The 26,251-nt window shown below is 76.1% G+C and carries 25 protein-coding genes, 1 tRNA gene and 1 pseudogene; 15 read left to right on the plus strand and 12 right to left on the minus strand.

What is annotated here, in order from left to right:
* Positions 1 to 259: 259 nt before the first annotated feature.
* A complete protein-coding gene (locus MNZ29_RS07485) occupies positions 260 to 886 on the minus strand; it encodes a UdgX family uracil-DNA binding protein (protein WP_242341362.1) in 627 nt (208 codons plus the stop codon).
* A 298-nt stretch (positions 887 to 1,184) separates the two neighbouring features.
* On the opposite strand from MNZ29_RS07485, the gene MNZ29_RS07490 reads away from it, so the two are divergent.
* Positions 1,185 to 2,516 carry a DUF763 domain-containing protein gene (locus MNZ29_RS07490; protein WP_242354464.1) on the plus strand — a complete coding sequence of 444 codons (1,332 nt, stop codon included), beginning with the start codon at positions 1,185 to 1,187 and terminating at the stop codon, positions 2,514 to 2,516.
* 180 nt (positions 2,517 to 2,696) lie between these two features.
* On the opposite strand, the gene MNZ29_RS07495 is transcribed toward MNZ29_RS07490, so the two are convergent.
* Positions 2,697 to 3,131: an NUDIX domain-containing protein gene (locus tag MNZ29_RS07495; protein WP_242341364.1), complete on the minus strand. Its 435-nt coding sequence runs from the start codon at positions 3,129 to 3,131 to the stop codon at positions 2,697 to 2,699.
* 494 nt (positions 3,132 to 3,625) lie between these two features.
* Between MNZ29_RS07495 and MNZ29_RS07500 the strand changes: the two genes are divergently transcribed.
* The 10 genes and pseudogenes from MNZ29_RS07500 to MNZ29_RS07545 all read left to right on the plus strand — a co-directional run bounded on the left by MNZ29_RS07500 (position 3,626) and on the right by MNZ29_RS07545 (position 11,838).
* Complete coding sequence (locus MNZ29_RS07500) at positions 3,626 to 3,988, plus strand: hypothetical protein (RefSeq protein WP_242354466.1); 363 nt, start codon at positions 3,626 to 3,628, stop codon at positions 3,986 to 3,988.
* A complete protein-coding gene (locus MNZ29_RS07505) occupies positions 3,985 to 5,862 on the plus strand; it encodes an ATPase (RefSeq protein WP_242354483.1) in 1,878 nt (625 codons plus the stop codon). Before MNZ29_RS07500 ends, MNZ29_RS07505 begins: the two co-directional genes overlap by 4 nt.
* A 9-nt stretch (positions 5,863 to 5,871) precedes the next feature.
* Positions 5,872 to 6,087 (plus strand): ATPase, encoded by a 216-nt coding sequence (locus MNZ29_RS07510; RefSeq protein ID WP_242341367.1) that lies wholly within the window; start codon positions 5,872 to 5,874, stop codon positions 6,085 to 6,087.
* A 3-nt stretch (positions 6,088 to 6,090) separates the two neighbouring features.
* The gene (locus MNZ29_RS07515) at positions 6,091 to 6,672 is read left to right on the plus strand and encodes a hypothetical protein (protein WP_242354485.1); all 582 of its coding nucleotides are present in this window, start codon (positions 6,091 to 6,093) and stop codon (positions 6,670 to 6,672) included.
* 1 nt (position 6,673) lies between these two features.
* Positions 6,674 to 7,399, plus strand: a pseudogene (locus MNZ29_RS07520) (V-type ATPase subunit); the annotation flags it as partial.
* Between the two features lie 122 nt (positions 7,400 to 7,521).
* Positions 7,522 to 7,695, plus strand: coding sequence for a V-type ATPase subunit (locus tag MNZ29_RS07525; protein ID WP_242354689.1), 174 nt, complete (start codon positions 7,522 to 7,524; stop codon positions 7,693 to 7,695).
* Positions 7,692 to 8,072, plus strand: coding sequence for a V-type ATP synthase subunit F (locus MNZ29_RS07530; RefSeq protein WP_242354683.1), 381 nt, complete (start codon positions 7,692 to 7,694; stop codon positions 8,070 to 8,072). Before MNZ29_RS07525 ends, MNZ29_RS07530 begins: the two co-directional genes overlap by 4 nt.
* Positions 8,069 to 9,805 carry a V-type ATP synthase subunit A gene (locus tag MNZ29_RS07535; protein WP_242354685.1) on the plus strand — a complete coding sequence of 579 codons (1,737 nt, stop codon included), beginning with the start codon at positions 8,069 to 8,071 and terminating at the stop codon, positions 9,803 to 9,805. The genes MNZ29_RS07530 and MNZ29_RS07535 overlap by 4 nt, the downstream gene beginning before the upstream one ends.
* 3 nt (positions 9,806 to 9,808) lie before the next feature.
* Positions 9,809 to 11,185 (plus strand): V-type ATP synthase subunit B, encoded by a 1,377-nt coding sequence (locus MNZ29_RS07540; RefSeq protein WP_242336616.1) that lies wholly within the window; start codon positions 9,809 to 9,811, stop codon positions 11,183 to 11,185.
* Positions 11,182 to 11,838 carry a V-type ATP synthase subunit D gene (locus MNZ29_RS07545; RefSeq protein WP_242354499.1) on the plus strand — a complete coding sequence of 219 codons (657 nt, stop codon included), beginning with the start codon at positions 11,182 to 11,184 and terminating at the stop codon, positions 11,836 to 11,838. Before MNZ29_RS07540 ends, MNZ29_RS07545 begins: the two co-directional genes overlap by 4 nt.
* A 17-nt stretch (positions 11,839 to 11,855) precedes the next feature.
* Here the strand turns inward: MNZ29_RS07545 and MNZ29_RS07550 are convergent, their stop codons facing one another.
* Entirely contained in the window at positions 11,856 to 12,284 is a 429-nt protein-coding gene (locus tag MNZ29_RS07550) for a DUF2267 domain-containing protein (protein ID WP_242336610.1), read from the minus strand.
* Between the two features lie 186 nt (positions 12,285 to 12,470).
* On the opposite strand from MNZ29_RS07550, the gene MNZ29_RS07555 reads away from it, so the two are divergent.
* Positions 12,471 to 13,907 carry a sensor histidine kinase KdpD gene (locus tag MNZ29_RS07555; protein ID WP_242354509.1) on the plus strand — a complete coding sequence of 479 codons (1,437 nt, stop codon included), beginning with the start codon at positions 12,471 to 12,473 and terminating at the stop codon, positions 13,905 to 13,907.
* Positions 13,908 to 13,910: 3 nt separating this feature from the next.
* Here the strand turns inward: MNZ29_RS07555 and MNZ29_RS07560 are convergent, their stop codons facing one another.
* Both MNZ29_RS07560 and MNZ29_RS07565 read right to left on the minus strand, forming a co-directional pair.
* A complete protein-coding gene (locus MNZ29_RS07560) occupies positions 13,911 to 14,609 on the minus strand; it encodes a pirin family protein (RefSeq protein WP_242354520.1) in 699 nt (232 codons plus the stop codon).
* A 424-nt stretch (positions 14,610 to 15,033) separates the two neighbouring features.
* Positions 15,034 to 15,109, minus strand: a tRNA-Asn gene (locus MNZ29_RS07565).
* A 294-nt stretch (positions 15,110 to 15,403) separates the two neighbouring features.
* Between MNZ29_RS07565 and MNZ29_RS07570 the strand changes: the two genes are divergently transcribed.
* Positions 15,404 to 16,234 (plus strand): SirB1 family protein, encoded by an 831-nt coding sequence (locus tag MNZ29_RS07570; RefSeq protein WP_242354539.1) that lies wholly within the window; start codon positions 15,404 to 15,406, stop codon positions 16,232 to 16,234.
* Positions 16,235 to 16,259: 25 nt separating this feature from the next.
* On the opposite strand, the gene MNZ29_RS07575 is transcribed toward MNZ29_RS07570, so the two are convergent.
* Genes MNZ29_RS07575 through MNZ29_RS07585 form a run of 3 tightly spaced genes read right to left on the minus strand, consistent with a single transcriptional unit; the run spans position 16,260 to position 18,380 of the window.
* Complete coding sequence (locus MNZ29_RS07575; RefSeq protein ID WP_242336595.1) at positions 16,260 to 16,643, minus strand: ferredoxin; 384 nt, start codon at positions 16,641 to 16,643, stop codon at positions 16,260 to 16,262.
* A 43-nt stretch (positions 16,644 to 16,686) separates the two neighbouring features.
* Positions 16,687 to 17,469 (minus strand): SDR family NAD(P)-dependent oxidoreductase, encoded by a 783-nt coding sequence (locus MNZ29_RS07580; protein ID WP_242354687.1) that lies wholly within the window; start codon positions 17,467 to 17,469, stop codon positions 16,687 to 16,689.
* Positions 17,470 to 17,471: 2 nt separating this feature from the next.
* Positions 17,472 to 18,380, minus strand: coding sequence for an HAD family hydrolase (locus MNZ29_RS07585; RefSeq protein WP_242336627.1), 909 nt, complete (start codon positions 18,378 to 18,380; stop codon positions 17,472 to 17,474).
* 126 nt (positions 18,381 to 18,506) lie between these two features.
* Between MNZ29_RS07585 and MNZ29_RS07590 the strand changes: the two genes are divergently transcribed.
* Positions 18,507 to 20,333 carry a PEGA domain-containing protein gene (locus tag MNZ29_RS07590; protein WP_242354541.1) on the plus strand — a complete coding sequence of 609 codons (1,827 nt, stop codon included), beginning with the start codon at positions 18,507 to 18,509 and terminating at the stop codon, positions 20,331 to 20,333.
* Between the two features lie 80 nt (positions 20,334 to 20,413).
* Here the strand turns inward: MNZ29_RS07590 and MNZ29_RS07595 are convergent, their stop codons facing one another.
* The 3 genes from MNZ29_RS07595 to MNZ29_RS07605 form a co-directional block, all read right to left on the minus strand.
* On the minus strand, positions 20,414 to 20,899 hold the full coding sequence (locus MNZ29_RS07595; RefSeq protein ID WP_242336589.1) for a peptidylprolyl isomerase: 486 nt from the start codon (positions 20,897 to 20,899) through the stop codon (positions 20,414 to 20,416).
* A gap of 289 nt (positions 20,900 to 21,188) precedes the next feature.
* Entirely contained in the window at positions 21,189 to 23,468 is a 2,280-nt protein-coding gene (locus tag MNZ29_RS07600; protein WP_242354553.1) for a glutamine amidotransferase, read from the minus strand.
* A gap of 1 nt (position 23,469) precedes the next feature.
* Positions 23,470 to 24,237 carry a DUF4159 domain-containing protein gene (locus MNZ29_RS07605; RefSeq protein WP_242336583.1) on the minus strand — a complete coding sequence of 256 codons (768 nt, stop codon included), beginning with the start codon at positions 24,235 to 24,237 and terminating at the stop codon, positions 23,470 to 23,472.
* 104 nt (positions 24,238 to 24,341) lie between these two features.
* Between MNZ29_RS07605 and MNZ29_RS07610 the strand changes: the two genes are divergently transcribed.
* Complete coding sequence (locus MNZ29_RS07610) at positions 24,342 to 25,004, plus strand: hypothetical protein (protein ID WP_242354555.1); 663 nt, start codon at positions 24,342 to 24,344, stop codon at positions 25,002 to 25,004.
* A 126-nt stretch (positions 25,005 to 25,130) separates the two neighbouring features.
* On the opposite strand, the gene MNZ29_RS07615 is transcribed toward MNZ29_RS07610, so the two are convergent.
* The gene (locus MNZ29_RS07615) at positions 25,131 to 26,102 is read right to left on the minus strand and encodes an RNA polymerase sigma factor RpoD/SigA (protein ID WP_242336576.1); all 972 of its coding nucleotides are present in this window, start codon (positions 26,100 to 26,102) and stop codon (positions 25,131 to 25,133) included.
* Positions 26,103 to 26,251: the final 149 nt, after the last annotated feature.

Raw genomic sequence — 26,251 nt, forward strand, 5'->3', positions numbered from 1 at the left:
GAACACGGTAGTTAAGCCCACCAGAGCCGATGGTACTGCACCGGAAGCGGTGTGGGAGAGTAGGTCGCTGCCGCATTTTTTTCTTGGCCCGCTGGCGCAATTCGCGCCGGCGGGCTTTTTTCTTTTGCGGGCTCCGTCGCCGAGGCCGGCGGGTCCGGAGCTCAGGCTCACGGCGCTGCTTTCGGCCGCTCGGCCGCGCGCGCGCAACGCCCGCGCGCGCCTGCAGCGCCGGATCGGCGCGAGGAGCGCCGCACGCCTCTCACGGCGCGGTCGGCCGTGAGGGCTGCGAGGTGCGCAGCACCTCCGCCACCCGGGCCAGGTCCTCGACGAACCGCCTCATCTCCTCCCGCCGCGTTTCGTCGTCCGGGGCCCTCAGGATCGACGAGGGGTGCACGGTGGCGACCACGATGGGCGCGAATCCCGTCGAGAGCAGCTCCCCGCGCCGCTGCGTCACCCGGAAGTCGCTGCCGAGGAGCGCCTGCGCCGCGGTCGCGCCCAGCAGGACGACGGCCCGGGGCTGGACGGCCCGGAGCTCGGCGTCGAGCCAGGGCCGGCACGCGCGGACCTCGCCGACGTTCGGCTTCTGGTGGATGCGACGCTTTCCTCGCGCCTCCCACTTGAAGTGCTTCACCGCGTTCGTCACGTAGACGGAGGCGCGGTCGAGCCCCGCGGCCTCGAGCGCCCGGTCGAGCAGGCGGCCGGCCGGGCCGACGAAGGGCCGGCCCGCGAGGTCCTCGTCGTTGCCCGGCTGCTCGCCGACGAGGAGCACCGCGGCTTGCCGCGGGCCCTCGCCGAAGACGGTCTGCGTCCCGCGCTCCCAGAGCGGACACGCGCGGCACGTCCGCGCCGCTTGCCGGAGCGCAGCGAGGTCGGTCGTCCTCGGCACGGGTGCCGGCCGGAGGTCGCCTGATCGCTTGGGCGGGTCGCGGAGCGAGGGTGCGCGAGCGGGTGGGCGGGCGCGGGCGGAGCGGGGCGGGCTGTCGGAGCGATGTGGCACTTCTTCATGGTTATCCACGGGAGACCCCCGGAGACCACGGGACACGGCCACCGCGGCGGGGGGCCGGCCGCGCGGCGGGCGGGCGGGGAGGCGAAACGAGGTGGTGGTGCCGAACGCTCGACCGAACGGTGCGGGGGCGAGGGGGGCGCGGACGGGTTCCGCCGACCTCCCGCTCCACGGCGGGCGCGTGCCCCCGTGGCTCTTCCACCGCATGGCGCGCCTCGGGCGCGTGCTCTCCGAGGCGATCGTCCTCGAGTACGGGCGCGCGGAGCTCCTGCGGCGGCTGTCCCATCCGTTCTGGTTCCAGTCGCTCGGCAGCCTGATGGGGATGGACTGGCACTCCTCCGGGATCACGACGAGCGTCCTCGGCGCGCTGCAGCGGGGGCTCGCGCCGCTGGAGCGCGAGCTCGGCCTGCGCGTGTGCGGCGGCCGCGGGCGCCACTCGCGCCGCACTCCGGACGAGCTGGTCGGCTTCGGCGAGCGAACGGGCCTCGACGGCGAGGCGCTGGCGCGGACGAGCCGGCTCGTGGCGAAGGTGGACGGCGCGGCCGTGCAGGACGGCCACGCGCTGTACCTCCACGCCTTCATCGTGGCCGAGGACGGCGCCTGGGTCGTCGTCCAGCAGGGGATGGACCCGGTGCGGCGGCGCGCGCGCCGCTATCACTGGCTGTCCGAGGGGCTCACGAGCTTCGTCGACGCACCGCACGCGGCGATCGACGGGGTGCCGGGCGGCGCCATCGTGAACCTGACCGATCGGCGCGCGGCGCCGTCGCGGGCCGCGCAGCTGGCGCTGGTTCGCGAGGGGCCCGAGCGGGCGGTCGCGAGCATCCGGAGCGCGCTCGGGCGAGTCCCCCACCTCGATCTCCCCGGCCACCACGCCGTCACCGCGTCGGACGTGGTGCTCCGCCGCCTGCACGGAACGATCGCCGCCGCGACCGAGCGCGGGCCGGTCGACTTCGCGGAGCTGCTCCTCACGCCGGGGCTCGGGGCGCGGACGGTGCTCGCGCTCGCGGCGGCCGCTGAGGTGATCCACGGCGCTCCCTGCCGCTTCAGCGATCCGGCGAGGTTCTCGCTCGCGCACGGCGGGAAGGACGGCCACCCCTTTCCCGTCCCGCTCCGCGTCTACGACGAGACGCTCGGCGTCCTGCGCCGCGCGGTGGAGCGCGCGAAGCTCGGGAACGACGACCGCATGGCGGCCATCCGGCGCCTGGAGGACGAGGCGCGACGGCTCGAGGCCGGGGCGGAGGGCCCGTCCCTCGAGGCGTTCGTCGAGGGGGAGCGCGCGGCGAGCCGCGCCTACGGCGGCCGAAGCGTGCTCGACGGAGCGGGCACGGGGAACGTCGCGCCTCGCCGGACGAGCTCAGCGACGCGGGCTCGGGGCGCTGCCGCAGGGCGAGAGGCCCGAGGAGCCGGGCAGGCGCGAGACGCGAGCTCCCCGGAGGCGCAGCGTGACGCCGCGGGCGCGGCCGACACGGCACGCCCATCCGCACCCGCCCAGCTCTCCCTGTTGCCGCGGTGACCCGTGCGCCGTCCGGTGCGGACGGTGCGGCGAGAGGCGAGAGGCGGGGCCCTTCGCCCTTAGGGCGGTTCGGGTCACACGTTGCTCGCTCGGGTCGAGCCCGTCGCGAGGCGCACGATGGCGTCGCCGCAGGCAGCCAGCGCGTGCCGCAGCAGGGATCGGCCCGGGCGGCAGCGCGAGTCAGTGGCCGGGCGCGGTGAGCGCGATGCGTGCGAGCTCGCGCACGTTCGCCGGACACTCGACGGCCCCGAGCTCGTGAGCGCCCACCCAGCGCGCGCCGTCCCACTCGTCGCAGGCGGCGAGGGTTCGCGACGCGACGTCCGCCACGAACGCGAAGTTCATGTGCAGGCCCTTCGAGCCGGCGGGATGCTCCTCGTAGCCGACGAGCCCCGGCGGCGTGCCGTCCACCCCGAGGCCGGAGGGGAACGTTCCCTCGAGGCCGGTCTCCTCACGGAGCTCCCGGCGGGCGGCCTCGAGCGGTGTCTCCCCGGGCTCGATCTCGCCGCCGACGGGGAGCCAGGTCCCGATCCGGCGGTGACGGACGAGGAGGATCGCGCCGCCGTGGCGGCAGAAGACGGAGACGGAGAAGGCGCGGCGGGTGGCGGAAGAGGTCATCGGCGTTCCTGGCTCTGGCGGGCCGCGCGCTCTCGTCGAGGGAGCTGCACGCGCCTCCATCGCGGAGGCGGGGAGGGGAGCATGGGACGGTGAAGGAGGCCAGCACATACGCCGCGGAGAGTCTCGCGGCCCCCCGGGCGCGAGCTCACCGCGCCGGCGGTCGAGAGACCTCGAAACGGTGCCGCGCGATGCCTCACCGCGAGCTCGCTGGACAGGACGGCCGGCGCTCCGTTCCGGCGCCTCGAGGCGACACCGGTCGGGCCGCGGGGAAGCGCGCCGCGCGTCCGCGACGCCTCCTGTGGCGCCGCGGAGCGCGACCACGGGCGCCTGCCGGGCCTCCTCCGGGAGGCGGCGCACCGCACGGGCCCGCGCCGGCTCGCTCGCGATGGGTGCGGCGCGATGCGTGCCCGCGGAGGCGCGACGTGCCTCGACGCGCAGGCCCAAGCGGGAATGCGCAGCCTGCTTGCCACCCCGTGCCGAGGAGCGTCTTCTCGATGACACGGGGGCTCGTCGTGCGGAACCCGGCGCGAAGCGGCGGTGAACGCGAGACGCTCGAGCGGCTGCGAGGGGACGAGGCGGCGCTGGAGAGCGAGCTCGCCTCCGTGCGTTCGGAGGCGGCCGTCGCCCTCGAGAGCGCGCGGCGCGAGGCGGAGCGGATCGTCGCCGCCGGACGGCGCGAGGTCGAGCGGGTGCGCGACGCGCTCCGCGCGGACGAGGCGGCGGCGCTCGACGCGGAGGCGCAGCGAGCGCGCGAGGCGGTCGTGGCGGAGGTGGCGGCCGTGGCGGCCCGCGCCGAGCGGAACCGCGCGCGCGCGCTGGAGGGGGTCCTCGCGGTGGTCCTCGGGAGGCGGCCGTGATCCTGCCGATGGCGCGCGTCCAGCTGATCGGCCCGCGGGATCGGCTCGAGGGCGCGCTCGCGTTCCTGCAGGCGCAGGGCGTCCTGGAGCTCCGCCGGCCGACGCCGGTGCGCCCCGGAGAGCGCGCGCTCGTCGAGCGGTGCGCGCCCGTCCCGTCGGTGGCGGCGCGCGCCGCGCGCGCACAGGAGGCGCTCGTCCGCCTCGAGTCGCTCCGTGCACGGCTCGCCGGCGGGCGCGGCGAGGGCGAGGGACCGCTGCCGGAGCCGGGCTCCGAGGCGCTGCTCGCGCGGCTCGCGGAGATCGACGCGGCGCTCACGGCGCTCGAGGCGCGGCGCGCCGCGCTGGCCGAGGAGGGGGACGCGATCGCACGGTTCTCCCGGCTCGTGGTGGCGCTGGCGCCGTTCTCCCACGGCCTCGAGCCGCGCCAGGAGCCGGAGCTCCACGGCCTCGAGCTGCGCACGGACCCCGAGGCCATCGCGCTCCTTCGCGGAGAGCTGCGCCGCATCACCGGCGGCGCCTTCGACCTCACCGCCCGGCCGATCGACGCGGAGCGAACCGGAGTCCTCATCGTCGTGCCGCGCGCCTGCGGGCGCGCCGTGGCGGCGCTCCTCTTCGAGCGCGGCGTGGACGAGGTGAAGCTCCCCTCCGCTTGCTCCGGGAAGGCGCTCATCGACGTGCTCCTGCACCTCACCGCGCGCGCCCGGACGATCCCCGCCGAGCAGGCGGAGGTCGAGGCGGCCTGGTCTCGCCTCGCGGACGGGCTCGCCGCCGCGCTCGCCGCGAGCGCCGCCGCGACGCGCGCCTTCCTCGAGCGGGTGCACGCCGAGGACGCCTGCGGCGCGACGCGCTTCGCGTTCGTCGTCTCGGGGTACATGCCCGCGGAGCGGGTGCCGGCCTTCCAGGCTTCGGCGGCAAGTGAGCTCGGCGAGCGGGTGACGGTGCTGGCGTGCACGCCGGAGCGGGACGCCTGGCCGGAGGTCCCGGTGGTGCTCCGGAACGGGCGGCACGTCCGGCCCTTCGAGCGGCTCCTCGCGCTCGTGCCGCTGCCGCGCTACGGCTCGACGGATCCCACCCCCTGGCTCGCCGTCTTCTTCCCGCTCTTCTTCGGGCTCGTGCTCGGCGACGTCGTCTGCGGCACGGCGGGGATCGTGGTGGCGCTCGTGCTGCGCGTGCGAGGGGTGGGGGGCGCGCTCGGGCGGGACCTGACCTGGATCGCGCTCGCGTGCGCGCTCTCCGCGGTCACCTTCGGGATCCTCTTCGGGGAGGCCCTGGGCGAGGTGGGGTCCCACCTCGGGATGCGCCCCGTGCTCCTCGACCGGCGGCGCGCGTTCATGGCGTTCCTCGGGGTCGCCATCGCCTTCGGCGCCGTCCACGTGGGCATCGGCATGGCGCTCGGGATCGCGGGCGCGCTGCGCGCGGGGCATCGCCGCGCCGCGCTGGCACGCGCCGCGAAGCTCGGGCTCCTCTGCGCCGCCGCGGTCGCCGGCGCGACTGCCGTGCACCTGCTGCCCGCAGCGGCGCTCCCGCCGGCGCTCTGGGCGGGCGGGGCGCTGCTCGCCGTGGCGGTGGGTGCGGAGGGGCCGATGGCGGCCCTCGAGCTCGTGCTCGGCCTCGGCAACGTCCTGTCCTACGCCCGCCTCATGGCGCTCGGGCTCGCCTCGGTGATGCTCGCCGAGGTCGCGAACCTCGTCGCGACGACCCTCCGGCCGGTGGCCGCGGGGCTCGCCATCGGCGTGCTGCTGCACGTCGTGAACTTCACGCTCGGGCTCATCAGCCCGACCGTGGCCGCGCTCCGGCTCCACTACGTCGAGTTCTTCGAGAAGTTCTACGACGAGGGCGGTGCGCCCTACCGCCCCTTCGCGCTGTCCCGCTAGGAGGATGACATGGACAAGGTGCTGCTCGCCGTCTCGGCCGCGATCGCGGTGGGGGTGTCCGCAATCGCGACCGCGTGGGTGCAGTCCCGGATCGGCGCCGCCGGCGCCGGGGCGCTCGCGGAGAAGCCGGAGGTCCGCGGCGCCATCATCGTGATGCTCGCCATCCCCGAGACGCTGGTGATCCTCGGGTTCGTCGTGGCGGTGCTGATCCTCACGGGGGGGTAGGCCGTGGGCTACCCGGAGCTCCTGCGCGTCCTCGGGGAGGAGGCGGCGCGAGAGGCGCGGGAGGTGCGCGCCGCGGCGGAGCGCGAGGGCGCGCGCATCGTGGAGGAGGCGCGCGCCGCGGCCGCCTCGGCGCGGGACTCGGTGCTCGCGCGCGAGCGGGTCGAGGGGGCGGCGCGGCGGCGCGCTGCCCACGAGGCGGTCGCGGTCGAGCGGGAGCGCGCGCTCCTCGTCGAGCGAAGGAGGCTGCTCGAGGGGCTGCACGACGAGGCCCGCGCGCGGCTCGTCGCGGAGGGAGGCGCCGCGCTCGACGCCGCGCTCCTCGCGGAGATCCTGCCGGAGGCCGGGGACGGGCCCCTCGAGCTCGTCGTGGATCCGGGCGCCGAGGAGGAGGCGCGCCGGGCACTCGCCGCGCTGGACGCGGGCGCGGCCGCGCGGGCGGTCGTCCGTGCGGCGCCGGAGGCTCGCGGGGGCGTGGAGCTCGTGGCGGGGCGGCGCGTCCTGGACGACACGCTGCCCTCACGGCTCGAGCGAGCGTGGCCCGCCCTCGAGGCCGAGCTCGCGGAGCTGCTCTTCGCGGAGGGCTGACGTGGCGCGCCTCGACTTCGCGAACTCCCGGATCGGCGCGCGGCGGGCGCGGCTCCTCGGCGATCGCGCGCTGCGCGAGCTGCTCGCGCGCGGCGGCCTCGAGGCGCGGCTCGAGCTGCTGCGGTCGAGCGCCGCGGGCGCCGGGATCCCTGCCGCGGTGACGGGCGCGCCCGACCCGCTCGCCGCGGTCGAGCTCGCGCTGCGCGAGGCGGTCCACCGCGAGGAGGCGCGCCTCCTGCGGGACACGGAGGGCGCGCGGCAGCGGGCGCTCCTCTCCGCCTTCCTCGCGCTCGAGGAGGCCGCCGCCGTGAAGGCGATCGCGCGCGGGGTGGCCGCGGGCGCGCCGGTGGATCGGACCCTCGCGGCGGCCCCTCCCGTCCCGGGTCTCGCGGACGCTGGACGCCGCGCCGCGGCCGTCGCGCCGGACGTCGCCGCGGCGCTGGAGGTGCTCGCCGGCGCGGGGAGCGAGGTGGCCGCGGCGGCCCGAGGCGCGGTGGGCGCGCCGGGGGAGCACGGTCTCCTCGCGCTCGAGATCGCCGCGGACCGCGCCGCCTTCGCGCGCGCGAGAGCGGCGTGCCGCCGCGGCGGAGAGGACGCGGCGATCCTCGCGCGGCACCTCGGCGATCGCGTCGACGCCCGCAACGCGGCCACGCTGCTCGCCCTCGCGGGCGCGCCGCCGGCGGCGGACGCCCTGCTGGACGGGGGGCGGCTCCTCTCGGGCGAGGCGCTCCGGCGCGTCGCGGCCCTGCGCGAGGGCGCGGCCGTGCGGGATGCGCTCGCGCAGCGCTCGGGGTCGCGGCGTCGGACCTCGCCACGCCCTGGGGCGCGGAGCGCGCGCTCGAGCGGCGGATGGTCGTCGCGCTGCGGCGCGAGGCGCGCAGCCGACCGCTCTCGCTCGCGGTGCCGCTCGCCTGGCTCGCCGCGCGGCGCGCCGAGGTCCGGCGCACGGCGCTGGTGCTCCGCGGCGCGGCGCTGGGCCTGCCCGCGGGCGAGATCCTCGATCTCGCGGAGGAGGGCCCGTGACCCACGCCGCCCGAGCGGGGCAGGCTGCCGGTGGGCCGCTGCGGCTCGTGGTCGTGGTCCGCCCGGGGGACGCGCTCGGGTTCCGCCTCGCCGGCGCCACCGTGGAGGAGGCCGGGCGCGGCGAGGAGGCCGCGACGCTCCGGCGGCTCGCGGGCGCAGCGGACGCAGGCGTGCTCGCCGTCGAGGAGGAGGTCCTCGCGGCGGCGGGACCCCGCCCGCTGCGGCGCGCGCGGGAGCGCGGCCTCCCCGTGGTGCTGCCCTTCGCGCTGCCGCGCCGCTGGGGCGAGGAGGGGCGCGGCCGCGCCTACGTCGCGGCGCTGATCCGCCGCGCCGTCGGGTACGGCGTCAAGCTCGGCGCGGCCGGGGAGGGACCATGACGGGCAGGCTCGTCCGGATCGCAGGGCCGACCGTCGTCGCGGACGGGCTCGCCGGGTCCGGGCTGAACGAGGTCGTGTGGGTCGGAGAGGAGCGCCTCCTCGGCGAGGTGATCCGGCTCGAGCGCGACCTCGCGACGATCCAGGTGTACGAGGAGACGGAGGGGCTCGCGCTGGGCGAGCCCGCGGAGCCGACGGGCGCGCCGCTCGCGGTGGAGCTCGGGCCCGGGCTCCTCGGCTCGGTCTTCGACGGCGTCCAGCGCCCCCTCGACGCCCTCGCCGCGCGCCAGGGCGACTTCCTCGGACGCGGCGCCCGCCTGCCGGCGCTCGATCGGGCGCGGCGCTGGGAGCTCGAGCCGAGCGTCCGCGCGGGCGACGAGCTCCTCCCCGGCGCCTGCCTCGGGATCGCGCGCTCCGGTCCCGACGCGCACCCGGTGCTCGCGCCGCCGGGCGCGGGCGGGAGGATCGCCGAGGTCCGCGGGGGCGCCGTGACCGTGGACGAGCCGGTCGTCCGGCTCGAGGGCGGCACGGAGCTCGCGCTCGCCCATCGCTGGCCGGTTCGCCGGCCGCGCCCCATCCGCCGCCGGCTCGCGCCCGACGTGCCGTTCCTCACCGGCCAGCGCGTGCTCGACTGCTTCTTCCCGGTCTCGTCGGGCGGCACGGCGATGGTGCCGGGCGGCTTCGGGACGGGCAAGACCGTGCTCGAGCAGAGCCTCGCCAAGCACGCCGCCGCGGACGTGGTCGTCTACGTGGGCTGCGGCGAGCGCGGCAACGAGATGGCCGAGGTGCTCGACGAGCTGCCCAAGCTCGACGACCCCCGCACCGGCGGGCCGCTCCTCGGTCGCACCGTCCTCGTCGTGAACACCTCGAACATGCCGGTCGCCGCGCGCGAGGCCTCGATCTACACGGGCTGCACGATCGCCGAGTACTTCCGCGACATGGGCCGCTCGGTCGCGCTCATGATCGACTCCACCTCCCGCTGGGCCGAGGCGCTGCGCGAGATCTCGGCGCGCCTCGAGGAGATGCCGGGCGAGGAGGGCTACCCGACCTACCTCGCGTCGCGGCTCGCGCGGTTCTACGAGCGCGCCGGGCGCGTCGAGACGCTGGGGTGCGGCGAGGGCTCGGTCACCGTGGTGGGCGCGGTGTCGCCGCCCGGCGGCGATCTCTCGGAGCCCGTCACGCAGTGCTCGCTGCGCGCGACGGGCGTGCTGTGGGCGCTGTCGGCCGACCTCGCGCACCGCCGCCACTACCCGGCGCTGGACTGGGGCGTTTCCTTCTCGCTCGAGGCGGAGCGGCTCCGGGGCTGGTTCGAGCGAGAGGCCGGGGAGGGGTTCGGGGCGCTGCGCGAGGAGGCGATGCACCTCCTGCAGCGGGAGCGCGAGCTCGTCGAGGTGGCGGAGCTCGTGGGCACCGAGTCGCTCCAGGACGCCGAGCGGCTGGTGCTGGAGTCGGCGCGGCTGCTGCGCGAGGGGTTCCTCCGGCAGAGCGCCTACGATCCCGCGGACGCGAGCTGCCCGCCCCGCAAGGCGCTCGAGATGCTGCGGCTCCACCTCGAGCTCCACGGCCGTGCGGCCAACGCCGTCGCGGCGGGCGTGCCGCTCCGCTCCATCCTCGAGGCCGGGCTTTCGGCCCGCCTCCTCCGCCTCGGCTCCGTTCCGGCGGAGGCCATCGCGAGCGGCGCCGGAGCGCTCCGCGCCGAGATCGCGGAGGCCATCGCGCGCCTCGAGGCGGAGTGAGCCATGGACCTCGTGACGCGGCGGGTGCGTGGAGCGGAGGGGATCGCGGGGCCGCTCCTGTTCCTCGAGGGAGTCCCGCGCGCGCGGCTCGGCGAGATCGTCCGCATCCGCGCCGGGGGTGAGGAGCGCCGGGGGCAGATCATCGAGCTCACCGGCGCCCGCGTCGCGATCCAGGTGCTCGAGGAGACGCGCGGCCTCTCGCCGGCGCGCGCGGAGGTGACGCTCACCGGCGAGGTCGCGGCCCTCGGCGTCTCGCGCGGCATGCTCGGCCGCGTGCTCGATGGGCTCGGCCGCCCCGTGGACGGGCTGCCGCCGCCCATCGCCGAGGCGCGCCTGCCCATCCACGGCGCGGCGCTGAACGTCACGCGGCGCGAGAAGCCCGCCGACTTCATCGAGACCGGCATCTCCGCGATCGACGGGATGAACACCCTCGTCCGCGGGCAGAAGCTCCCGGTGTTCTCCTGCGCCGGCCTGCCCGCGGGGCGGCTCGCCGCGCAGCTCGTGTGCCAGGCGCGCGTCCGCGGCGGCGAGCGCTTCGCGGTGGTGTTCGCCGCCATGGGCGCGCCGTTCCGCGAGTACGACGCCTACCTGGAGGCGTTCCGGCGCGCGGGCGTGCTCGATCGGACGGCGGTGTTCCTGAACCGCGCGGAGGACCCGCCCATCGAGCGGCTGATGACACCGCGCTGCGCGCTCACCTGCGCCGAGCACCTCGCCTTCGGACACGGCCTGCACGTCCTCGTCGTGCTCACCGACATGACGAGCTACTGCGAGGCGCTGCGCGAGGTCGCGCTGGCGCGCGAGGAGGTGCCCGGCAGGCGCGGCTACCCCGGCTACATGTACACGGACCTCGCGACCCTCTACGAGCGCGCCGGGCGGATCGCCGGCCGGCCCGGCTCGATCACGCAGGTCCCGGTGCTGACGATGCCGGACGACGACCTCACCCACCCCATCCCCGATCTCTCCGGGTACATCACGGAGGGACAGATCGTCCTCTCGCGCGAGCTCGACAGGCGGGGCATCTACCCGCCCATCGACGTGCTGCCCTCGCTCTCGCGGCTCATGGGGCTCGGGGTCGGCGCCGGCCGCACCCGCGCCGACCACCGGCCCGTCGCGGACCAGCTCTACGCGCTCTACGCGCGCGGGCGCGACGTGCGCCGCATGGCCGCGATCGTGGGCGCGGCGAACCTCGGCGAGGACGAGCGGCGGCTCCTCGACGTCGCGGATCGGTTCGAGCGCGAGCTCGTCGGCCAGGGGGACGCGTTCCGCTCGATCGAGGACACGCTCGAGCTCGGGTGGAAGCTCATGGCCCCGTTCCCGCCCGAGGCGCTCACCCGCCTCCCGGCGGCGGTGCTCGAGGCGCGCCGGAAGGAGGCCCCGTGAGCCGCACGCCCACGACGCGCATGGGCCTGCTGGAGGTGCGGGGGCGCGCCGAGATCGCGTCGAAGGGTGCGCGCCTGCTGCGCGCCAAGCGCGAGGTGCTCGCTGGGGAGCTCTGGAGGCTCATGCGCGAGGTCCTCGCCGGGCGCGCGCGCCTCGACGAGGTGCTGCGCGAGGCGGTGAAGGCGCTCGGGATCTCGCGCGCGCTCGACGGGGAGGAGGCGCTCAAGTCGCTCGCGCTGACCGCCGCGCGCGAGGTGCCGCTCCAGGTGAGCGTGCGGCGGGTGTGGGGCGTGCCGACGCCGTCGGTATCGGCGCCGCCGCTCGTGCGCGCGGCGGACGAGCGGGGCAGCGCGCCGACGAGCTGGGGGCTCGCGGGCGCCGAGGCGGCGCGGCGCCACGAGGAGGCGCTCGAGGTGCTGCTCCGGATCGCCTCGCGGGAGCTGCACCTCGCCCGGCTGGGCGAGGAGGTCCAGGCGACCTCCCGGCGCATCAACGCGCTCGAGCAGCTCGTGCTCCCCGCGCTCGCAGCCGAGGCGGGCCGCGTCGAGGCAGCGCTCGACGAGCGAGACCGCGAGGACGTCGTGCGGCTTAAGCGGTTCCGGGCTCGGGGCGCGCGCCATCGCGCCGGCGCCGCCGGCTCGTCAGCGCGCTGAGCGCTGAGCGCGCGCGCTCACGACGGGCGGCGCCACAGCGGCTCGAGCTCGAGCGGCAGCTCCTGCCCGACGAGCTCGGCGTCGGCCTCGGCCATCTGCGCGCGGAGCGCGGCGAACACGGCGCGGACCGCGGCCTCGACCTCCTGCGGATCGCGCTCGAGGTCCTCCGCCACGATGGCGTAGAAGTCGTCGGCCGAGCGGAGCGGGCGCGGCGGGCGCGCGGAGTGGCGCTCGCAGGCGGTGAGGCGGCTGCCGAAGGGCTCGGGCAGGTGCTCGCGGAGGTCGTCGAACTCCGGGCGCTGGATGCGCTGCGCGAGCGCGCACATGACCGCCTCGACCGCGCGCGCTGCCTCGGCGCGGCGAGGGAGCCCCTCGCGCGCGAGGGCGGTCACGAGGGCCTGGAAGTTCGCGTCCTGAAGCGGATCGTGATCGCCGGGGAGAGCCATGCCGCCAAGATCATCACGCGACCACGACACGGCAGCGCCCGCGCGGTCGGCGGTCCCCCTCACGGGGGCGGGTTCGCGCATCCCCAAACGGGCGAAGAACGGTGCCCCGGGGGCAGGCGTGGGGTGGTACGACCGCCACCCATCATGCGCCGATGGGATCCCAGCGGGGCGGCCAGGGGGCCGCGCGTGGCTCGGCTCGGTCCGCTGGCGTTCCTCGTCCTCGCGCTGGGGACGGTGGCCGTGGGCGCTGGCGCCTTCGGCATGCTGAGCCAGGCGGCCACACTCGACGCGGTCGTCTCCGCCGAGCTCGCGCCGATTCACGGCGAGCTGCGCTCGATCGCCCCGGCGCTCGCTCGCGCCCACGACGAGGCGCTCGAGGCCGCGCGAACGAAGCTCGCGGCCAGCATCCACAACGCCTCGCGCGCCCTGCTCGCCGCCGCCGCGGTGGCGCTCGCCCTCGCCGCTGGAGCCTTCGCCGTCGCCCGGCGCTCGGTCCGCGCGCTGGCCCGCAGCGAGGCGCGCTACCGCGCCGCCTTCGAGAACGCCGCGATCGGCATCGCCCACGTCGGGCTGGATGGGCGCTGGCTGCGGGTCAACCGCCGCTACGCCGAGATCCTCGGCTACACCGAGGACGAGCTGTGCGCGCTCCGCTTCCAGGACATGACGCACCCGGAGGACGTCGGGGAGAACGAGGCGCACGGCCGGCGGCTCGTCACGGGGGAGGACGAGACCTACACGGTGGAGAAGCGTTACCTCCGGCGAGACGGTCGGGCCACCTGGGTGAACCTCACAGTCGCGCTGGTGCGCGACGGCGCAGGCCGGCCGCGTTCCTTCATCTCCGTGGCCGAGCCGATCGACCGGCGAAAGGCCGTCGAGGACGAGCTCCGCGACGCGCTCCGAGCGCGGGACGAGTTCCTCGCGGTGGCCTCCCACGAGCTCAGGACGCCGCTCACGAGCCTGCGGCTGCAGCTCGAGGGGCTAAAGCTCGCCGCCGCGCGCGGCGCGGCCTCGCCCGAGCGGATCGCGGCGAGCTCCGGGGCGGCGCTGCGCCAGCAGGCGCGGCTCGCCCGGCTGGTGGACGAGCTGCTCGACGTGTCCCGCCTCGACCGGGGAGAGCTGCGGATCGCGCCGCGCGAGGCGGACCTCGCCGAGGTCGTGCGCGTCGCCGCCGAGCGGCTGGGCGACGCAGCCTCGCGCGCCGGGAGCACGGTGCGGCTCGAGCTGCCGGACGCGATGCCGGCGCGCATCGATCCGGACGAGGTCGAGCGCGCCGTGGGACACGTGCTCGCGAACGCCCTCAAGTACGGCGCGGGGAAGCCGGTGGACGTGGAGCTCGAGCGCCGCGGCGAGGCGGGGCTCCTCGTCGTCCGAGACCGCGGCATCGGCGTCGATCCCTCGGTGCGCGAGCGCATCTTCGACCGGTTCGAGCGCGCGGTCTCCCCGCGCAACTTCGGAGGCCTGGGGCTCGGCCTGTTCGTGGCGCGCCGGGTGATCGAGGCGCACGGAGGGCGCATCGCCGTGGAGGATTCGGCGGGGGAGGGCGCCACCTTCCGCATCGAGCTCCCGCTCGCAGGACCGGTGGCGCTCGAGGCCGACGCGCGGCGTAGCGCGTCGACCGGCTGAGCCTCAGGCGAGGTCGAACACCAGCACCTCGGCCGCCTCGACGCCCTCGAGCCGCACCTCGCGCTCGTCGCTCATGGCCGCGCCGTCGCCCGCCGCGAGCGTCTCGTCTCCGAGCCGCAGCGTCCCTCGCGCCACCTGGACCCAGGCATGCCGGCCGGCCTCGAGCGGGAGCACCGCCCGCTCTCCCGCCCCGAGGAGCGCCGCGTACACCCGCGCGTCCTGGTGGATCGTCACGCTGCCGTCGGCGCCGTCGCGGGAGGCGACGAGCCGCAGCCGCCCGCGCCGCTCCTCCTCCGGAAACTGCTTCTGCTCGTAGCCCGGGAGGAGGCCGCGGCGCTCGGGCAGGATCCAGATCTGCAGGAAGCGGACGGGCTCGGAGTCGGAGCCGTTGAACTCGCTGTGCAGGACCCCGGTCCCGGCCGTCATGCGCTGCACCTCGCCTGGCCCGATGGTCGAGCCGGTCCCCATCGAGTCGCGGTGGGCGAGGCGGCCCGACAGCACGTAGGACAGGATCTCCATGTCGCGGTGGCCATGGGTCCCGAACCCCTGGCCCGGCGCGACGCGGTCCTCGTTGATGACGCGGAGCGTGCGGAACCCCATGTGGCCGGGGTCGTGGTAGTCGGCGAACGAGAACGTGTGGCGGGTATCGAGCCAGCCGTGGTCGAAGTGACCGCGAGCCTCGGAGCGGCGGACGGTGATCATGTGCGGTACTTGGCGCCGGGGGGCATGCAGGTCAACGCCACCCCTGTGGCCCCGGGCTGCCGTCCGGCCGCTCGGGTGCGGCCGGCCTCGGAGCGACTTGGCTCCCTCTCGATCCCGTCACACCGAGAGACGACGTGGGAGGCTGGATGGTGAGTCGTCCCCCCGCGCCGGTCCGCGAGCCGCGCCGGCCCGACTCGCGACGGTCGCACAGCGACATCCCGCGGATCGCTCGCCACCGCCGCGTCCCGCCCGAAGTCACCGCGCCTCGTGACAGGCAGCGAACGCTGAAGGGAAATCAGACGTTCACTCGCGACGGGGTCCCTGCGAAGCAGGCCGGACGAAAGAAAAGGCAACGGCCCCGAGGATCGCTCCTGGGGCCGCTGCTTTCACTCGCGTCCTCTCGCGAAGTTCGCGAGGAGGAAGATGGCTCCCCAGGCATGACTCGAACATGCGACCCGGTGATTAACAGTCACCTGCTCTGCCAACTGAGCTACTGGGGAATGGCAGGGGCGCGAATCTAGAGAAGGACCGCGGGCGCGTCAAGAGGGTATGCGACCCGTTTCGGCAGGTCGCGTGCCGGCCAGGATCGCCGCTGCGGCTGCGCACGATCTTCGCGGCGAGGGCCCACGAACGGCCCGCCGCGCGAGTGAGTGGAGCGGGGTCGCGCCGCTGGCCCACCGGGCACGCGGGACGGCGGCTATACTCCGTTCAGTGACGACGCCTCTCGCCCCCTCAGGCCGGCTCGCCGGGGCGCCCGCCGGCCGGGCGATCGCCTCCGCCGCCGCGGTGGCGCCGTGACCGCCGGCGGCCTCGCGCGCGAGCGGTTCGCCGCGGTGATGGCGCGCGATCCCATCCCGCTCGATCTGGCGGCGCTCGCCATCGCGGCGGAGGAGTACCCACACCTCGACGAGGCGGCGTACCTCGCCCGGCTCGACGCGCTCGCGGCGCGGGTCGTCGCCCGCTCGCCGGCTCCCGCCCGCGCCGCATCGCTGCTCCGCGCGCTCCGCGAGGTGCTCGCGGGGGAAGAGGGGATGCACGGGGGGCCGGCGGATTACGACGACCCGCGCAGCTCGTTCCTGAACGAGGTGCTCGACCGCCGCGTCGGCCTGCCGATCACGCTGTCCGTCGTGTACATGGAGGTCGGGCGCCGCGCAGGGGTCTCGCTCGACGGCGTCGGGATGCCGGGCCACTTCCTCGTGCGCTACCTCTCGCCCTCGGGGGCCGAGATCTTCGTGGACGCCTTCCACGGCGGGGAGATGCTCTCCGCCGACGACTGCCTGTCCCGCTACCGCGAGCGCACCGGGCGCGACCTCGATCGGCGCCTGCTCGGTCCGTCCACGCCGGGCCAGATCGTGCTGCGCATGCTGGGGAACCTGCGCCGCCTCTACGCCGCCCGGAAGGACGACCTCCGCGCCTGGTGGGTGCTCGACCGGATCCTGCTCGCCGCGCCGAGCCAGCTCGCGGCGCTCCGGGATCGCGGCCTCGCCGCGGCCCGGCTCGGAGCGGGCCGCTCGGCGGCGCGCGACCTCGAGACGTACCTCGCGCGCGCCCCTGACGCCCAGGACTCCGACTCGGTCCGCGCGACGCTGGCTCAGCTCCACGACGGGCCGGAGCTCGCGAACTGAGCAGGCCGCCGGCTGCGGCTTCCGCTCAGCGCTCGCCGCCGCTCTTCGGATCACCCGGCGGTGCCGCGTCGGCGGCGCGCGCCGGAGGTCCGGCCTCGAGGCGCCGCAGCCGGAGCCGCTCGACCGGCTCGCCGCCCACGAGGTGGCGCTCGACGATCTCCGCGACGTCCGCGACCGAGACGTGGCCGTACCAGACGCCCTCCGGGTACACGACGATCGACGGGCCGAAGGCGCAGGCGTCGAGGCAGCCGGCGGCGTTCGCGCGGATCTGCTTGTCGAGCCCGCGGCGCTTGAGCTCCTCCTTCAGCGCCTGGCGGATCGCGGGCGAGCCCTTGCGCCCGCACGAGCCGCGCGGATCGTCCTCGGCCCGCACGTTCTCGCAAACGAAGACGTGGTGGCGGAAGCGCATGCGGTTTTCCTAGCGCCGCGGGCGCCCGCCCGCACGCGAGTCGCTACGGCTCGCGCGCGACGATCTGACCGCGCGGCACGACCAGCAGCGCGCCTCCCGAGACGCAGAGGTCGTCCCCCACGAGGTGCCCGGAGGCCTCGCTCGCGAGGTACAGGCACGCGTGCACGACGTCCGCGATCTCGCCGACGCGCCGGTTCGGGAGGGCGCCGGCGATCGCCGCGCCGACGTCCTTCAGCTCCGCCTCCGCCATGGGCGTACGCACCCAGCCCGGGGAGACCAGGTTCACCCGGGTGCGCGGCGCGAGCTCCACCGCGAGGCTCATCGCGAGCGACTGGAGCGCGCCCTTCGTCGCCGCGTAGTGGCCGTGGCGCGCCTCGCCACGCTGGCCGGCGGTGGAGCCGATGAACACGACGTTGCCGCGGCCGTTCCGCCCGAGGTACGGCGTCGCCTCGCGCACGAGGTAGAACGCGCTGAACACGTTGACGCGGAAGATCTCCTCGAGCTGCGGTCCGGCGATCCGGTCGATGGGGCCCTCGTTCCAGATCGCGGCCGAGTGCACGATCTGGTCGAGCCCGCCGAGCGCCTTCACCGTGGCGTCGACCAGGTGGACGCAGCCGGCCTCGGTGCCGAGCTCGGCCCCGATCGCCACCGCGCGCCCCGGGTAGCGGGCCGCGAGCGCCTCCGCGGCCGCGCGGTTCGAGCGGTAGTGGACGGCGACCTTCATGCCCTGCGCGAGGAACGCCTCGGCGACGCCGAGGCCGATGCCGGACGAGGCGCCCGTGACGAGCGCGCAGCGCCCTGCGAGATCCGAGTAGCTCACCTGCACGCTCAACGCCGCCTCCGCTTCGCGCCGCGCCGGGCCGCCGGCACGGTCGCCTCGGGCGCCGTCCAGCGCGCGCCGTCGAGGACGTCCAGGATCTGCACGAACGAGGCGATCGACAGCGGCCACCGCGGCGTGTCCACGTCGGCCACGTGGCGCCGCGTCACGGCCTTCGCCGAGATCACCGCGAGCCGCTCGCGGTACTCCTTCGAGATGTACGTGCCGTACTCGGCCCAGACCCCCACGGCGCCGCACGCCTGGGCGACCGGCATGTCCTTCTTCGGGTTGTCGCCGACGTAGAGCACCTCGGTCCCCTCGAGCCCGAAGTCGCCGAGGACCCGGCGCAGCCCCGCCGGGCTGGGCTTCTCCGCCGCGCGCGGCAGCTCCACGACCACGGTCTTCTTGGAGCGGTAGGCCCCGGCCGCGTCCTTGCGGCGGATCTCGGGGTCGACGTTCTCGGGCAGGTCATAGCCCTTGAGCGCGTAGACCGCGTCGAAGAGACCGTCCAGCTCGAGCATCTGGATGCGCAGCTCGAGCGCGTTCCGCGGCGCGTCGGAGAGGGCGATGACCTTGAGCCCCCGCGCGCGGATCTTCTCGAGCGTCTCGCGGACGTGAGGGTAGGGGTGCAGGTAGCGCCGGCGCGCCTCGGCGAACGCGCGCCGCGCGGGGCGGATGACGAGCGCGTCGAACGAGTCGAAGTCCGCCTCGTACGGCCGGAAGAGCGACGACTCCTGGATCGCGAACGGGTACTCGTTCGACTCGTGGCGGGTATAGACCGCCTTCAGGGACTGGACGATCTCGATGCGGGGGCGGCCCGTGGTCTGCTCGAGCGAGGCGACCATGGCCTCGAGGCTCGGGACGATGTAGTCGACCCATGGGTAGAGCGTGTTGTCGAGGTCGGTGACGACGGCCTTCATGCGCGGCACGCGCGCATCGTAGCCGGTGGGTCCGCCACCCGCCACGCCCGTGTGCCGACGTGGGCGTGGGTGCGCCGCGCGCTGCGGGCGGGCGCCGCGGGCGGGCAGGGTGTAGATTCGGCGGCGATGGCCCCGACCGATCGCTTCGAGATCATCGCGCCGCTGCCGTCCTCCTCCGGGTTCCGTCGCGCCCTCGCCGTGGACCGCTCAGGGCCGCCCCGCGCGGTCGTGCTCGCGTTTGCCCCGGCGCGCGTCGCCGACGATCCGGTCCGACTCGCGGCGCTCGCGCGCGACGCCGAGGCCGCGGCGCGCGTGCGGCACCCGAACGTCGTGCCGGTCGACGGCCTCGAGACGGTGGGGGGCGCCGTCGCGGTGGTCGAGCCGCACCGGCCCGGTCCTTCGCTCCGCGACCTCCTCGACGCCGCCGGGCGGCTCCCTCCGGACGTGGCCGCCCGCGTCGTCGCCGACGCCTGTGCCGGGCTCGCGCGCGTCCACGCGCTCGATCCCGGCGATGGTCGCCCCCTCGCGCACGGCGCGCTCTCCGCCGAGCGGCTCGTCGTCGCCGCGGACGGAGCGACGGTGCTCACCGGCCTCGGCGCCGGGCTCGGAGAGGAGACGGCCGCGGACGTGCGCGCGCTCGCCGCGATCCTGCACGAGTGCCTCGTCGGCGAGCCCCCGCAGGCGCCGCCGCGGCCGCTCGACGCTCCCGGCATCCCTCCCGCGCTGGCGGCAGTCGTCGATCTCGCGCTCGGCGCGACGGGGGGACAGCCGCTGCGCTCGGCGGGCGTGCTGGGCGAGGCGATCGCGGCCGCGCTGCCGCTCGCGCCCCGCGAGGCGGTGGCGGCCTACGCCGAGGCCATCCTCCCGGCGGACGAGGGCGAGCGCGCGGCGCTCGCGCGCCTCGTCGCGCGAGCCACGGGAGAGGACGCCGAGGCCGATCTCGCCGTCGAGCTGCTGGAGGACGGCGAGCCGGCCATGGTGGCGGCCACCCCGACCCCGACCCCGACCGCGACCGCGAACGCGAGCCCGAGCCCGAGCCCGACCGCGATGGCTACGGGCAACCCGGTCGGAACGGAGACCCCGGCCTCCTCGGTGAACCCGCTCCTGCCGGAGCAAACGGCTCCGCCGGTGCAGCCGGTCCCGACCTCGACCCCCGTCCCGGCAGGACCGCGCGAGGCGGCTCTTCCTGAATGGTTCGCTCCCGCCGCGGCCGAGGCGCGCGGTGGCTCGGTGCTCCCTGAGCCCGTCGTCATCCCCGCGCGCGTCGCGCCTCAGGCGCCCGCGCCCGCCGTCGCGCCGGCGCCGGTACAGGTCCCGCGTCCTGCGGATCCGTTCTCGCCGCAGCCGGTCGCCTCGGGCGGAGTGGCTGCTCCTTCGCCGGACACGGTGTCCACGTTCCCCGCGCCCGTCGCCGCAGCGCCGCGGCGCTCGCGGGCCCCGCTCGCGATCGCCGCGCTGTGCCTTCTCGTCGGCTTCGGCGGGGGCTTCGTCGCCACCCGCGGCAGGATCCTCCCCGACCTCGTCCGCGCGGACGTCGCCGGACGCGAGCCCGCCCAGGCAGCCGAGGCCCGCCCCGAAACGCCCGCAGCCGGCGGCGCGGCACCGGCGAGGCCCGCCTCCACGGCGCCCGCGGAGGACGCCGGAGCTCCGCCCAGGGCTGCCGCGGCGGAGCCTGCTGCGGCCGCGCCGGCGAAGCCGGCGAAGAAGGCGCCGCCCCGCCGCGTCGTCGCCGCTGCTCCGTCGGCAGGGAAGGGGTTCCTCGTCGTGACCGCGCCGGCGGAGGCCGAGGTCCTCGTCGACGGAAAGCGCGTCGGTATGGGCGACGTGCGGCGCGAGGTCGACGTCGGCGCCCACCGCGTCGAGGTCCGGCTCGGCGGCGCCAGCGTGGCCGAGCGGTTCTCGATCTCGCGGGGCGAGACCTGGACCTACGACGTGACGCCCACCGTCAAGTAGCCGCCGGCGCCCGGACGAGGCTCCGCCCCGCGACGGCGCCGGGGCCGTCGCGCGAGGGTGAGCGTGAGCGGCATCCGTCTCTAGTGGTCGTGCCCTTCCGGCCCGTGGGCGTGACCGTGCTCCCGCTCCTCTTCGGTCGCCTCGCGGACGTCACGGATCGTGATGTCGAAGTAGAGCGTCTTGCCGGCGAGCGGGTGGTTCAGGTCGATCAGGATCTTGTCGCCCCGGACCTCCCGGATCACGAACGGGACGGGCTCGCCGTCCTCGCCTTCCGCCGTGAGCTCCATCCCGGGCTGGGGCTGGAAATCCGGCGGGAAGGCGGTGCGGTCGACCTCCTGGACGCCGCGCGCGTCGTGCTCGCCGTAGCCGTCCTTGGGCGGCACGGTCACCTGCTTGCGATCGCCGGCGGACAGCCCCTCGAGCGCCGACTCGAGGCCGGGCACGATCTGCCCCTCGCCGTGGAGATAGGTGAGGGGCTCGGCAGGCTCGGAGGCGTCGATGATCTTCCCGTCGCCGAGGTGGAGCGAGTAGTCGATGCCGACGACGGTTCCGTTCGAGATCTTCATGGCTCGAAAGATAACGCGCCGGCCGTCCCCGCGAACGGGTACGGCCGGCGCGCAGTCCGGGATTCGCAGCCGTGCCTGCTGACCCGGGAGGCGACTGGTGCCGCATGTCGACCTTTGCAGTCGACGTGCCGGTGGCAACCCGCGTGTGCGGGAAACGGCGCAAGGCCTGGAAATCCGTGGGCTCGGCTGGGTGGCCTCGGCCGCGGACTCCCCCGGGGATCGCTCGGGGAGAGCGAAACGCCTGCGCTTCCGCGCTTCCGCCTCGAAAGCTTTGCGACCGCCCGCGCGGCTACCAGTAACCCCAGCGGCGCCGGAGGACCCACTCGACGGCGAGCACGCCCGCCAGGGCGGCGAGGTACCACCAGCGATCCCACACTGGCACCGACTTGCGCCGGCCGATCTCGACCACCTCGGGATCCGCGAGCTTCAGGTCGGGGAGGCGGCCGCCCGGGAGGGCCGAGAACGCGCCGCCCGTGGCCTCCGCGAGCGCCGAGAGCAGCTCCGGGCGCGGCGCCGCATCGGAGTCCTCCGGGCCGGAGCCGCGCACCGCCACCGCGCCGGTCGCGACCTCGCCGTCCCGGCCGTGCGCGACGATCTTGTAGGCGCCGGGGCCCGGCGCGACGAGCTCCACGCGCGCGACGCCGTCCTCCCCCGCCACCGCCTCGCCTCGCGCGACGCTCCGGCCGTCGTCGTCGACGAGCTCCGCCGCGACGCGGTCGCCGGCGGCGGGCCCGAAGTCCGGTCGCCGGGAGGTGACCGCGATCCCGACCGGCGCCCCGGGCTCGACGGCGGGTGCATCGGGCTCGACCTGCAGGGGCGCGAGGCCCGGATCGCGCACGAGCCAGCGCAGGGCCTGGTTCCAGAAGCGCAGGTACGCGCGGTTCCCCTGGCCCGACTCGGCGGCGAGGAACCCCCAGCGCCAGGTCGCGTCGGTCGCGACCGCGAGCGTGCGGCCCTCGCCGACCTCGCGCACCGCGACGAGCGGCGCGGGGCGGCCCTCGACGAGGACCGCGGGCGCCTCGAGCAGGACCGACGCGCCGGCGCCGGGCGCCAGCGCGTGCGTGAGGTTCACCGCGGTGACGGGCGGCAACCCGCGCCAGACCCCCTCGTTCGCGGCGTCGCCCGGGGCGAGGCTCGTCACGGGGTGGCGCTTCCCCTCCGAGGTGAGCCGGGGCGCGATCTCGCCCTCCGCCATCGACGAGCCGTCGATCGGCGCGACGGGGAGGATCTCGGCGAGCGCCGTCTCGCCGTAGCGCCCGTCGCCGAAGCTCTGCTCGCCGCCGACCATGGCGAGCGCGCCGCCCCCGCGCACGTACTCGCGGAGCGCGGGCAGGAAGCGCTCGATCTCGAGCCCGCGGTACGGGGCGTAGGCGAAGTTCACGAAGACCACCGCGTCGAACGTCCGGAGCTGCTCCCCGAAGATCTCCGCCACCGGAAACGGGATGAGCGACAGGTCCTGCTGCGGCCCCGCGTCGTCGGCGTTCGAGCGGAGGATGAAGAAGCTCACGAGATCGACGTTGGGATCCTGCTTGAGCAGGCCGCGCAGGAAGCGCACGTCCCAGCTCGGCCGCCCGGCGACGAGCAGCACGCGGACGCGGTCCCGGATGACGCGCAGCACGAAGGAGCGCGCGTTGTTCTCGACGACCGCCTCGCCCGGGAAGACCGGGGCCGCGACGGTGAAGACGAAGGTCCCCGTCGCGTCCGGCGCGAAGGAGAGCGGGACGGTGTAGCGGTCGCGGCCCCGCTCGAGGCGGACGGTGGCCGAGGCGACGACCGCCCCCTCGCGGCGCAGGACGAGCCGGACCTCCTCGTCGGAGAAGCCGCGCGCGCGGAGCGTCACGTCCACCGTGACGGTGTTCCGGACGAACGCGAACTCGTCGACCGCGACGCGCTCGATGGCGAGATCCTTGGGCGCCCCGCGCCCGACCGCGACGGCGTTCACCGGGATCCCGAGCGCGCGCGCCTTGGCGCGGGCCTCCGGGCCCACGCCCTCCGAGAGCGCGGCGTTGTCCGCTCCGTCCGACACCACGAGCAGGCCGGCGAGCCGCCGCGTCGAGCCGCTCGCGCCCGAGGCGACCGCGTCGAGCGCCCCGAGGAGGTCGGTCCGGCCCGCGCGCCCGGGGACGCCGCGCGCGGCCTCCGCCGGATCCACCGGCGCGACGTCCGCGCCGAACGTGTACCACTCGAGGTCCACGCGGTCCGAGAGCCGCTCGAGATCGGCGCGGTGCGCGGCGAGGAACGCCCCGGCCGCCGCCGCGCGGGGCTCGCCGTCCCGCTCCACCGGGAAGTTCATCGAGCGTGAAGCGTCGAGGAGGACGGCGAAGCGGTTGCGGACCCGCGCGGTCTGGAGGAGCTCGACGGCGGGCTCGAGCAGGAGGAACAGCGCGAGGACCGCCGCGAGGGCGCGGAGCGCGACGAGGGCTGCGCGCCGGGCGCGGCGCGCCTCGGAGCGCAGCCCCCGCAGCGCGAGGACCACGGCGCCGGCCGCGGCGAGCGCGGCCAGGGCGATCGCCCAGGTCGGCAGCGGCGTGAGCGCGGTGAGCCGCCAGGCGTTGTACCCGCCGTCCACGCTAGCTCCGCCTGCGGAGGATGAACGGGAGGTGCACGGCGTCGTCCTTGTAGTCCGTGCAGAGCGCGTACATCGCGAGGTTCACGCCGATGCGCAGCGCCGTCTCGCGCTGCGCCTCGCCGCCGGGCGTGCACGGATACTCCCAGTCGCCGAGCTCCGTGCGGGCCCATGCGCCGCCGAGATCGTTCTGCGAGTAGACCACCGCGAGGCGCCCGTCGAGCGTCTGCGCCTCGACCCAGGGCTTCACGAGCACGCGGCCGCCCTGGCGATCGAGGAGGTAGAACGTCTTGTTGAGGACGTGCTCGCGCGGCACGGGCGCGAGCGGGGAGGCGGGGAGCACCCGCGCGAGCTCACGGCGGACCGAGGCGTCGAACGGACCGGCCTCGGTGCCGTCGGCGGAGTCCACGACGAGGAATCCGCCGTACTGCAGGTGGCGGCGGAGGGCGGCGCGCTCGGCGTCGGTGAAGGGCGGGAGCGGCCCCGCCCCGGCGAGGTAGAGCCACGGCCAGCGGTGGAGCCCGGGATCGGAGAGCCGCACCGCGGCCGGTGCGCTCGCCGTCTCGATGGACGTCCGCCGCGCGAGCTCCCACCCGAGGCGGCGCAGCGCGGACGGTCGCGGGTTCCAGCTGCCGCCGTGCTGCACCTGGGCGAGGACGAGCTTCGAGGCGTCGGAGAACGCGCGAGCGCGCCGGGGGAGGGCGGCGAGGGTGGCGGCGGCCGCCGCCGCGGCGAGGAACGTGCGGCGTGGGATACGGGTCGGGCCGGGCATCGATCTCGCGCAGATCTTAGGCGGAAACCGGCGCGGGCGCCCGCGGAATCCCGGGCACGGGCGCCAGGTTGGCGCGCGCTCCACCCGCTGCTAGGGTGTGCGCCGTGTCGGTGCTCAAGAGCGTCCTCGACCTCGCAGCGCGCGCCGTCGCGGCCGCGGCCGACCTGGGCCGCCTCGCGGAGCTGCTGCGCGACCGAGGGTTCGCGGTCGCGCTCGCGGCGGGGCTCCTCGGTCTCGCGGCGCTCACGGTCGCGGCGCGGTTCCCGCGCGGGCTGGCCGCGGCGGGCGGGGCGGTCCTCGCCGCCCTCGCCGCGTACGCGCTCCGCGGCGCGATCGCGGCGCACCTCGGGATCTCGCTCGCCGTGGCCGCGCCCGTCCTCGCAGTCGTCGCGGGCGCCGCCTGCGCGCTGGTCCCGCTCGCGTTCCCCGCCGCCGTGGGCGCGCTGCCCGGGCTGCTGCTCGGCCTCCACGCGCCCATCGCCGGCCGCGCCGAGCTGGGCGCGGCGATCGGCGCGCTCGTCGCCGGGCTGGTCGGGCTGCTCTTCGCCCGGTTGGTGGCGGTCGGCTTCGCCTCCGCCGTGGGCGGCCTCCTGGTGGGCGCCGCCGCGGTCGCGCTCGGAGGAGCCCGCCCCCTCGCGCGAGAGCTCGTCACGCACCCGCTCGCGATCGTGGCCCTCGCCCTCGTGCTCGCCGTCGCGGGCGCCGCCTACCAGCTCGCCCACGGGGTCGCGCCGGCGCGCGCCCCGCGCCCGCCGCCAGCCGCCTGAGCGACGACGCTCGCGATCGCCTCCAAGGGCGGCGAGTCAGGCCCGGCCACGCGGGGCGTCCGGCTCAGGGCATCGCTCTCTCGGGCCGGGCGCCGGCCGCCGGCTCGAGGGGCGCGATCGCGGCCATCAGTCCTCGGGCGGGCCGAGCAGCTCGAAGTCCGGGATCTCCGCGCGCAGGTAGTCCCGCAGCCGGGCCGTGAGCTTCGCCTCGATCTGGCGCGCCCGCTCGCGGGTGAGCTTGAAGCGATCGCCGATCTCCTGGAGCGTCAGGGGCGGCTCTCCGTCGGGGGGCAGGAGGCGCCGGTCGAAGATGTAGCGCTCCTTCTCGTCCTTGATGGTCTGCGAGAACGACTGGAGCTTCTCGCGGAAGATCCGGCGGAGCTGCTCGTCGCCGATCTGCTCGTCGGGAGCGCTCGCGCCGTCGAGCGCCAGGCGATCGAGGCGGGTCTGGCGCGCGTCGTCCTCGTCGCTGCGGAGGGGGGCGTCGAGCGAGACGTCCTCGCTCGACATCCGCGCGGTCATCTCGAGGACGTCCTTCTCCTCGACGTCGAGGTTCTTCGCGAGGAGGCGGGGAGTGGGATCGATGCCGCGGGCGAGGAGCTTCTCGCGCTCCTTGGACAGGTTGAAGAAGAGCTTGCGCTGGGCCTGGGTGGTGCCGAGCTTCACCATCCGCCAGTTCTCCATGAGGAACCGGATGATGTACGCGCGGATCCACCACGCCGCGTAGGACGAGAGCTTCACGCCCTTCCACGGGTCGTACTTCTTGACGGCCTGCATGAGGCCCATGTTCCCCTCCTGGACGAGGTCCAGGACCTGGAACGCGGTGCGGCGGTACTCGTGCGCGATCTTCACGACCAGGCGGAGGTTCGACGCGACGAGGCGATAGGCGGCGTCGACGTCGCCCGTCTCGCGGTACCGCACCGCGAGCGCGTGCTCCTCCTCGCGCGAGAGCACCGGGTGGCGCGAGATCTCCGCCATATACGCGCGGAGCGGGTCGTAGCGGACGAGCCCGCCCGCCCCGGCCTCGCGCTCGGCGCGCGAGGGCAGGCGTGGGAGCGGCCGGGAGGTGGCCTCGTCGTCGCGCGTGGGCTTCGCCATCGGGGTTTCGGGCGCGGCCAGGCAGGAATGCCGGCGCGCGCCCGTCGTTGTGTTATATGAGGTGCGGCGCCGCGTGCAAGAACTGCGGCGCCGGCACCGGCGCGTGGCGGGTCTTCGCGGAACGGCGCGGGTTCCGGTCCTCCCTCAGG

This window comes from Anaeromyxobacter sp. SG64 (assembly GCF_022690745.1).
GTDB classification, from domain to species: Bacteria; Myxococcota; Myxococcia; order Myxococcales; family Anaeromyxobacteraceae; genus Anaeromyxobacter; species Anaeromyxobacter soli.

Coding starts and splice junctions, on each gene's coding strand:
- MNZ29_RS07615 (WP_242336576.1), bottom strand. CDS start 26,102: ATGGCGAAGCCCACGCGCGACGACGAGGCCACCTCCCGGCCGCTCCCA.
- MNZ29_RS07590 (WP_242354541.1), top strand. CDS start 18,507: ATGGCCCCGACCGATCGCTTCGAGATCATCGCGCCGCTGCCGTCCTCC.
- MNZ29_RS07550 (WP_242336610.1), bottom strand. CDS start 12,284: ATGGCTCTCCCCGGCGATCACGATCCGCTTCAGGACGCGAACTTCCAG.
- MNZ29_RS07500 (WP_242354466.1), top strand. CDS start 3,626: ATGACACGGGGGCTCGTCGTGCGGAACCCGGCGCGAAGCGGCGGTGAA.
- MNZ29_RS07605 (WP_242336583.1), bottom strand. CDS start 24,237: ATGCCCGGCCCGACCCGTATCCCACGCCGCACGTTCCTCGCCGCGGCG.
- MNZ29_RS07585 (WP_242336627.1), bottom strand. CDS start 18,380: ATGAAGGCCGTCGTCACCGACCTCGACAACACGCTCTACCCATGGGTC.
- MNZ29_RS07525 (WP_242354689.1), top strand. CDS start 7,522: ATGGTCGTCGCGCTGCGGCGCGAGGCGCGCAGCCGACCGCTCTCGCTC.
- MNZ29_RS07535 (WP_242354685.1), top strand. CDS start 8,069: ATGACGGGCAGGCTCGTCCGGATCGCAGGGCCGACCGTCGTCGCGGAC.
- MNZ29_RS07540 (WP_242336616.1), top strand. CDS start 9,809: ATGGACCTCGTGACGCGGCGGGTGCGTGGAGCGGAGGGGATCGCGGGG.
- MNZ29_RS07560 (WP_242354520.1), bottom strand. CDS start 14,609: ATGATCACCGTCCGCCGCTCCGAGGCTCGCGGTCACTTCGACCACGGC.
- MNZ29_RS07495 (WP_242341364.1), bottom strand. CDS start 3,131: ATGACCTCTTCCGCCACCCGCCGCGCCTTCTCCGTCTCCGTCTTCTGC.
- MNZ29_RS07510 (WP_242341367.1), top strand. CDS start 5,872: ATGGACAAGGTGCTGCTCGCCGTCTCGGCCGCGATCGCGGTGGGGGTG.
- MNZ29_RS07595 (WP_242336589.1), bottom strand. CDS start 20,899: ATGAAGATCTCGAACGGAACCGTCGTCGGCATCGACTACTCGCTCCAC.
- MNZ29_RS07575 (WP_242336595.1), bottom strand. CDS start 16,643: ATGCGCTTCCGCCACCACGTCTTCGTTTGCGAGAACGTGCGGGCCGAG.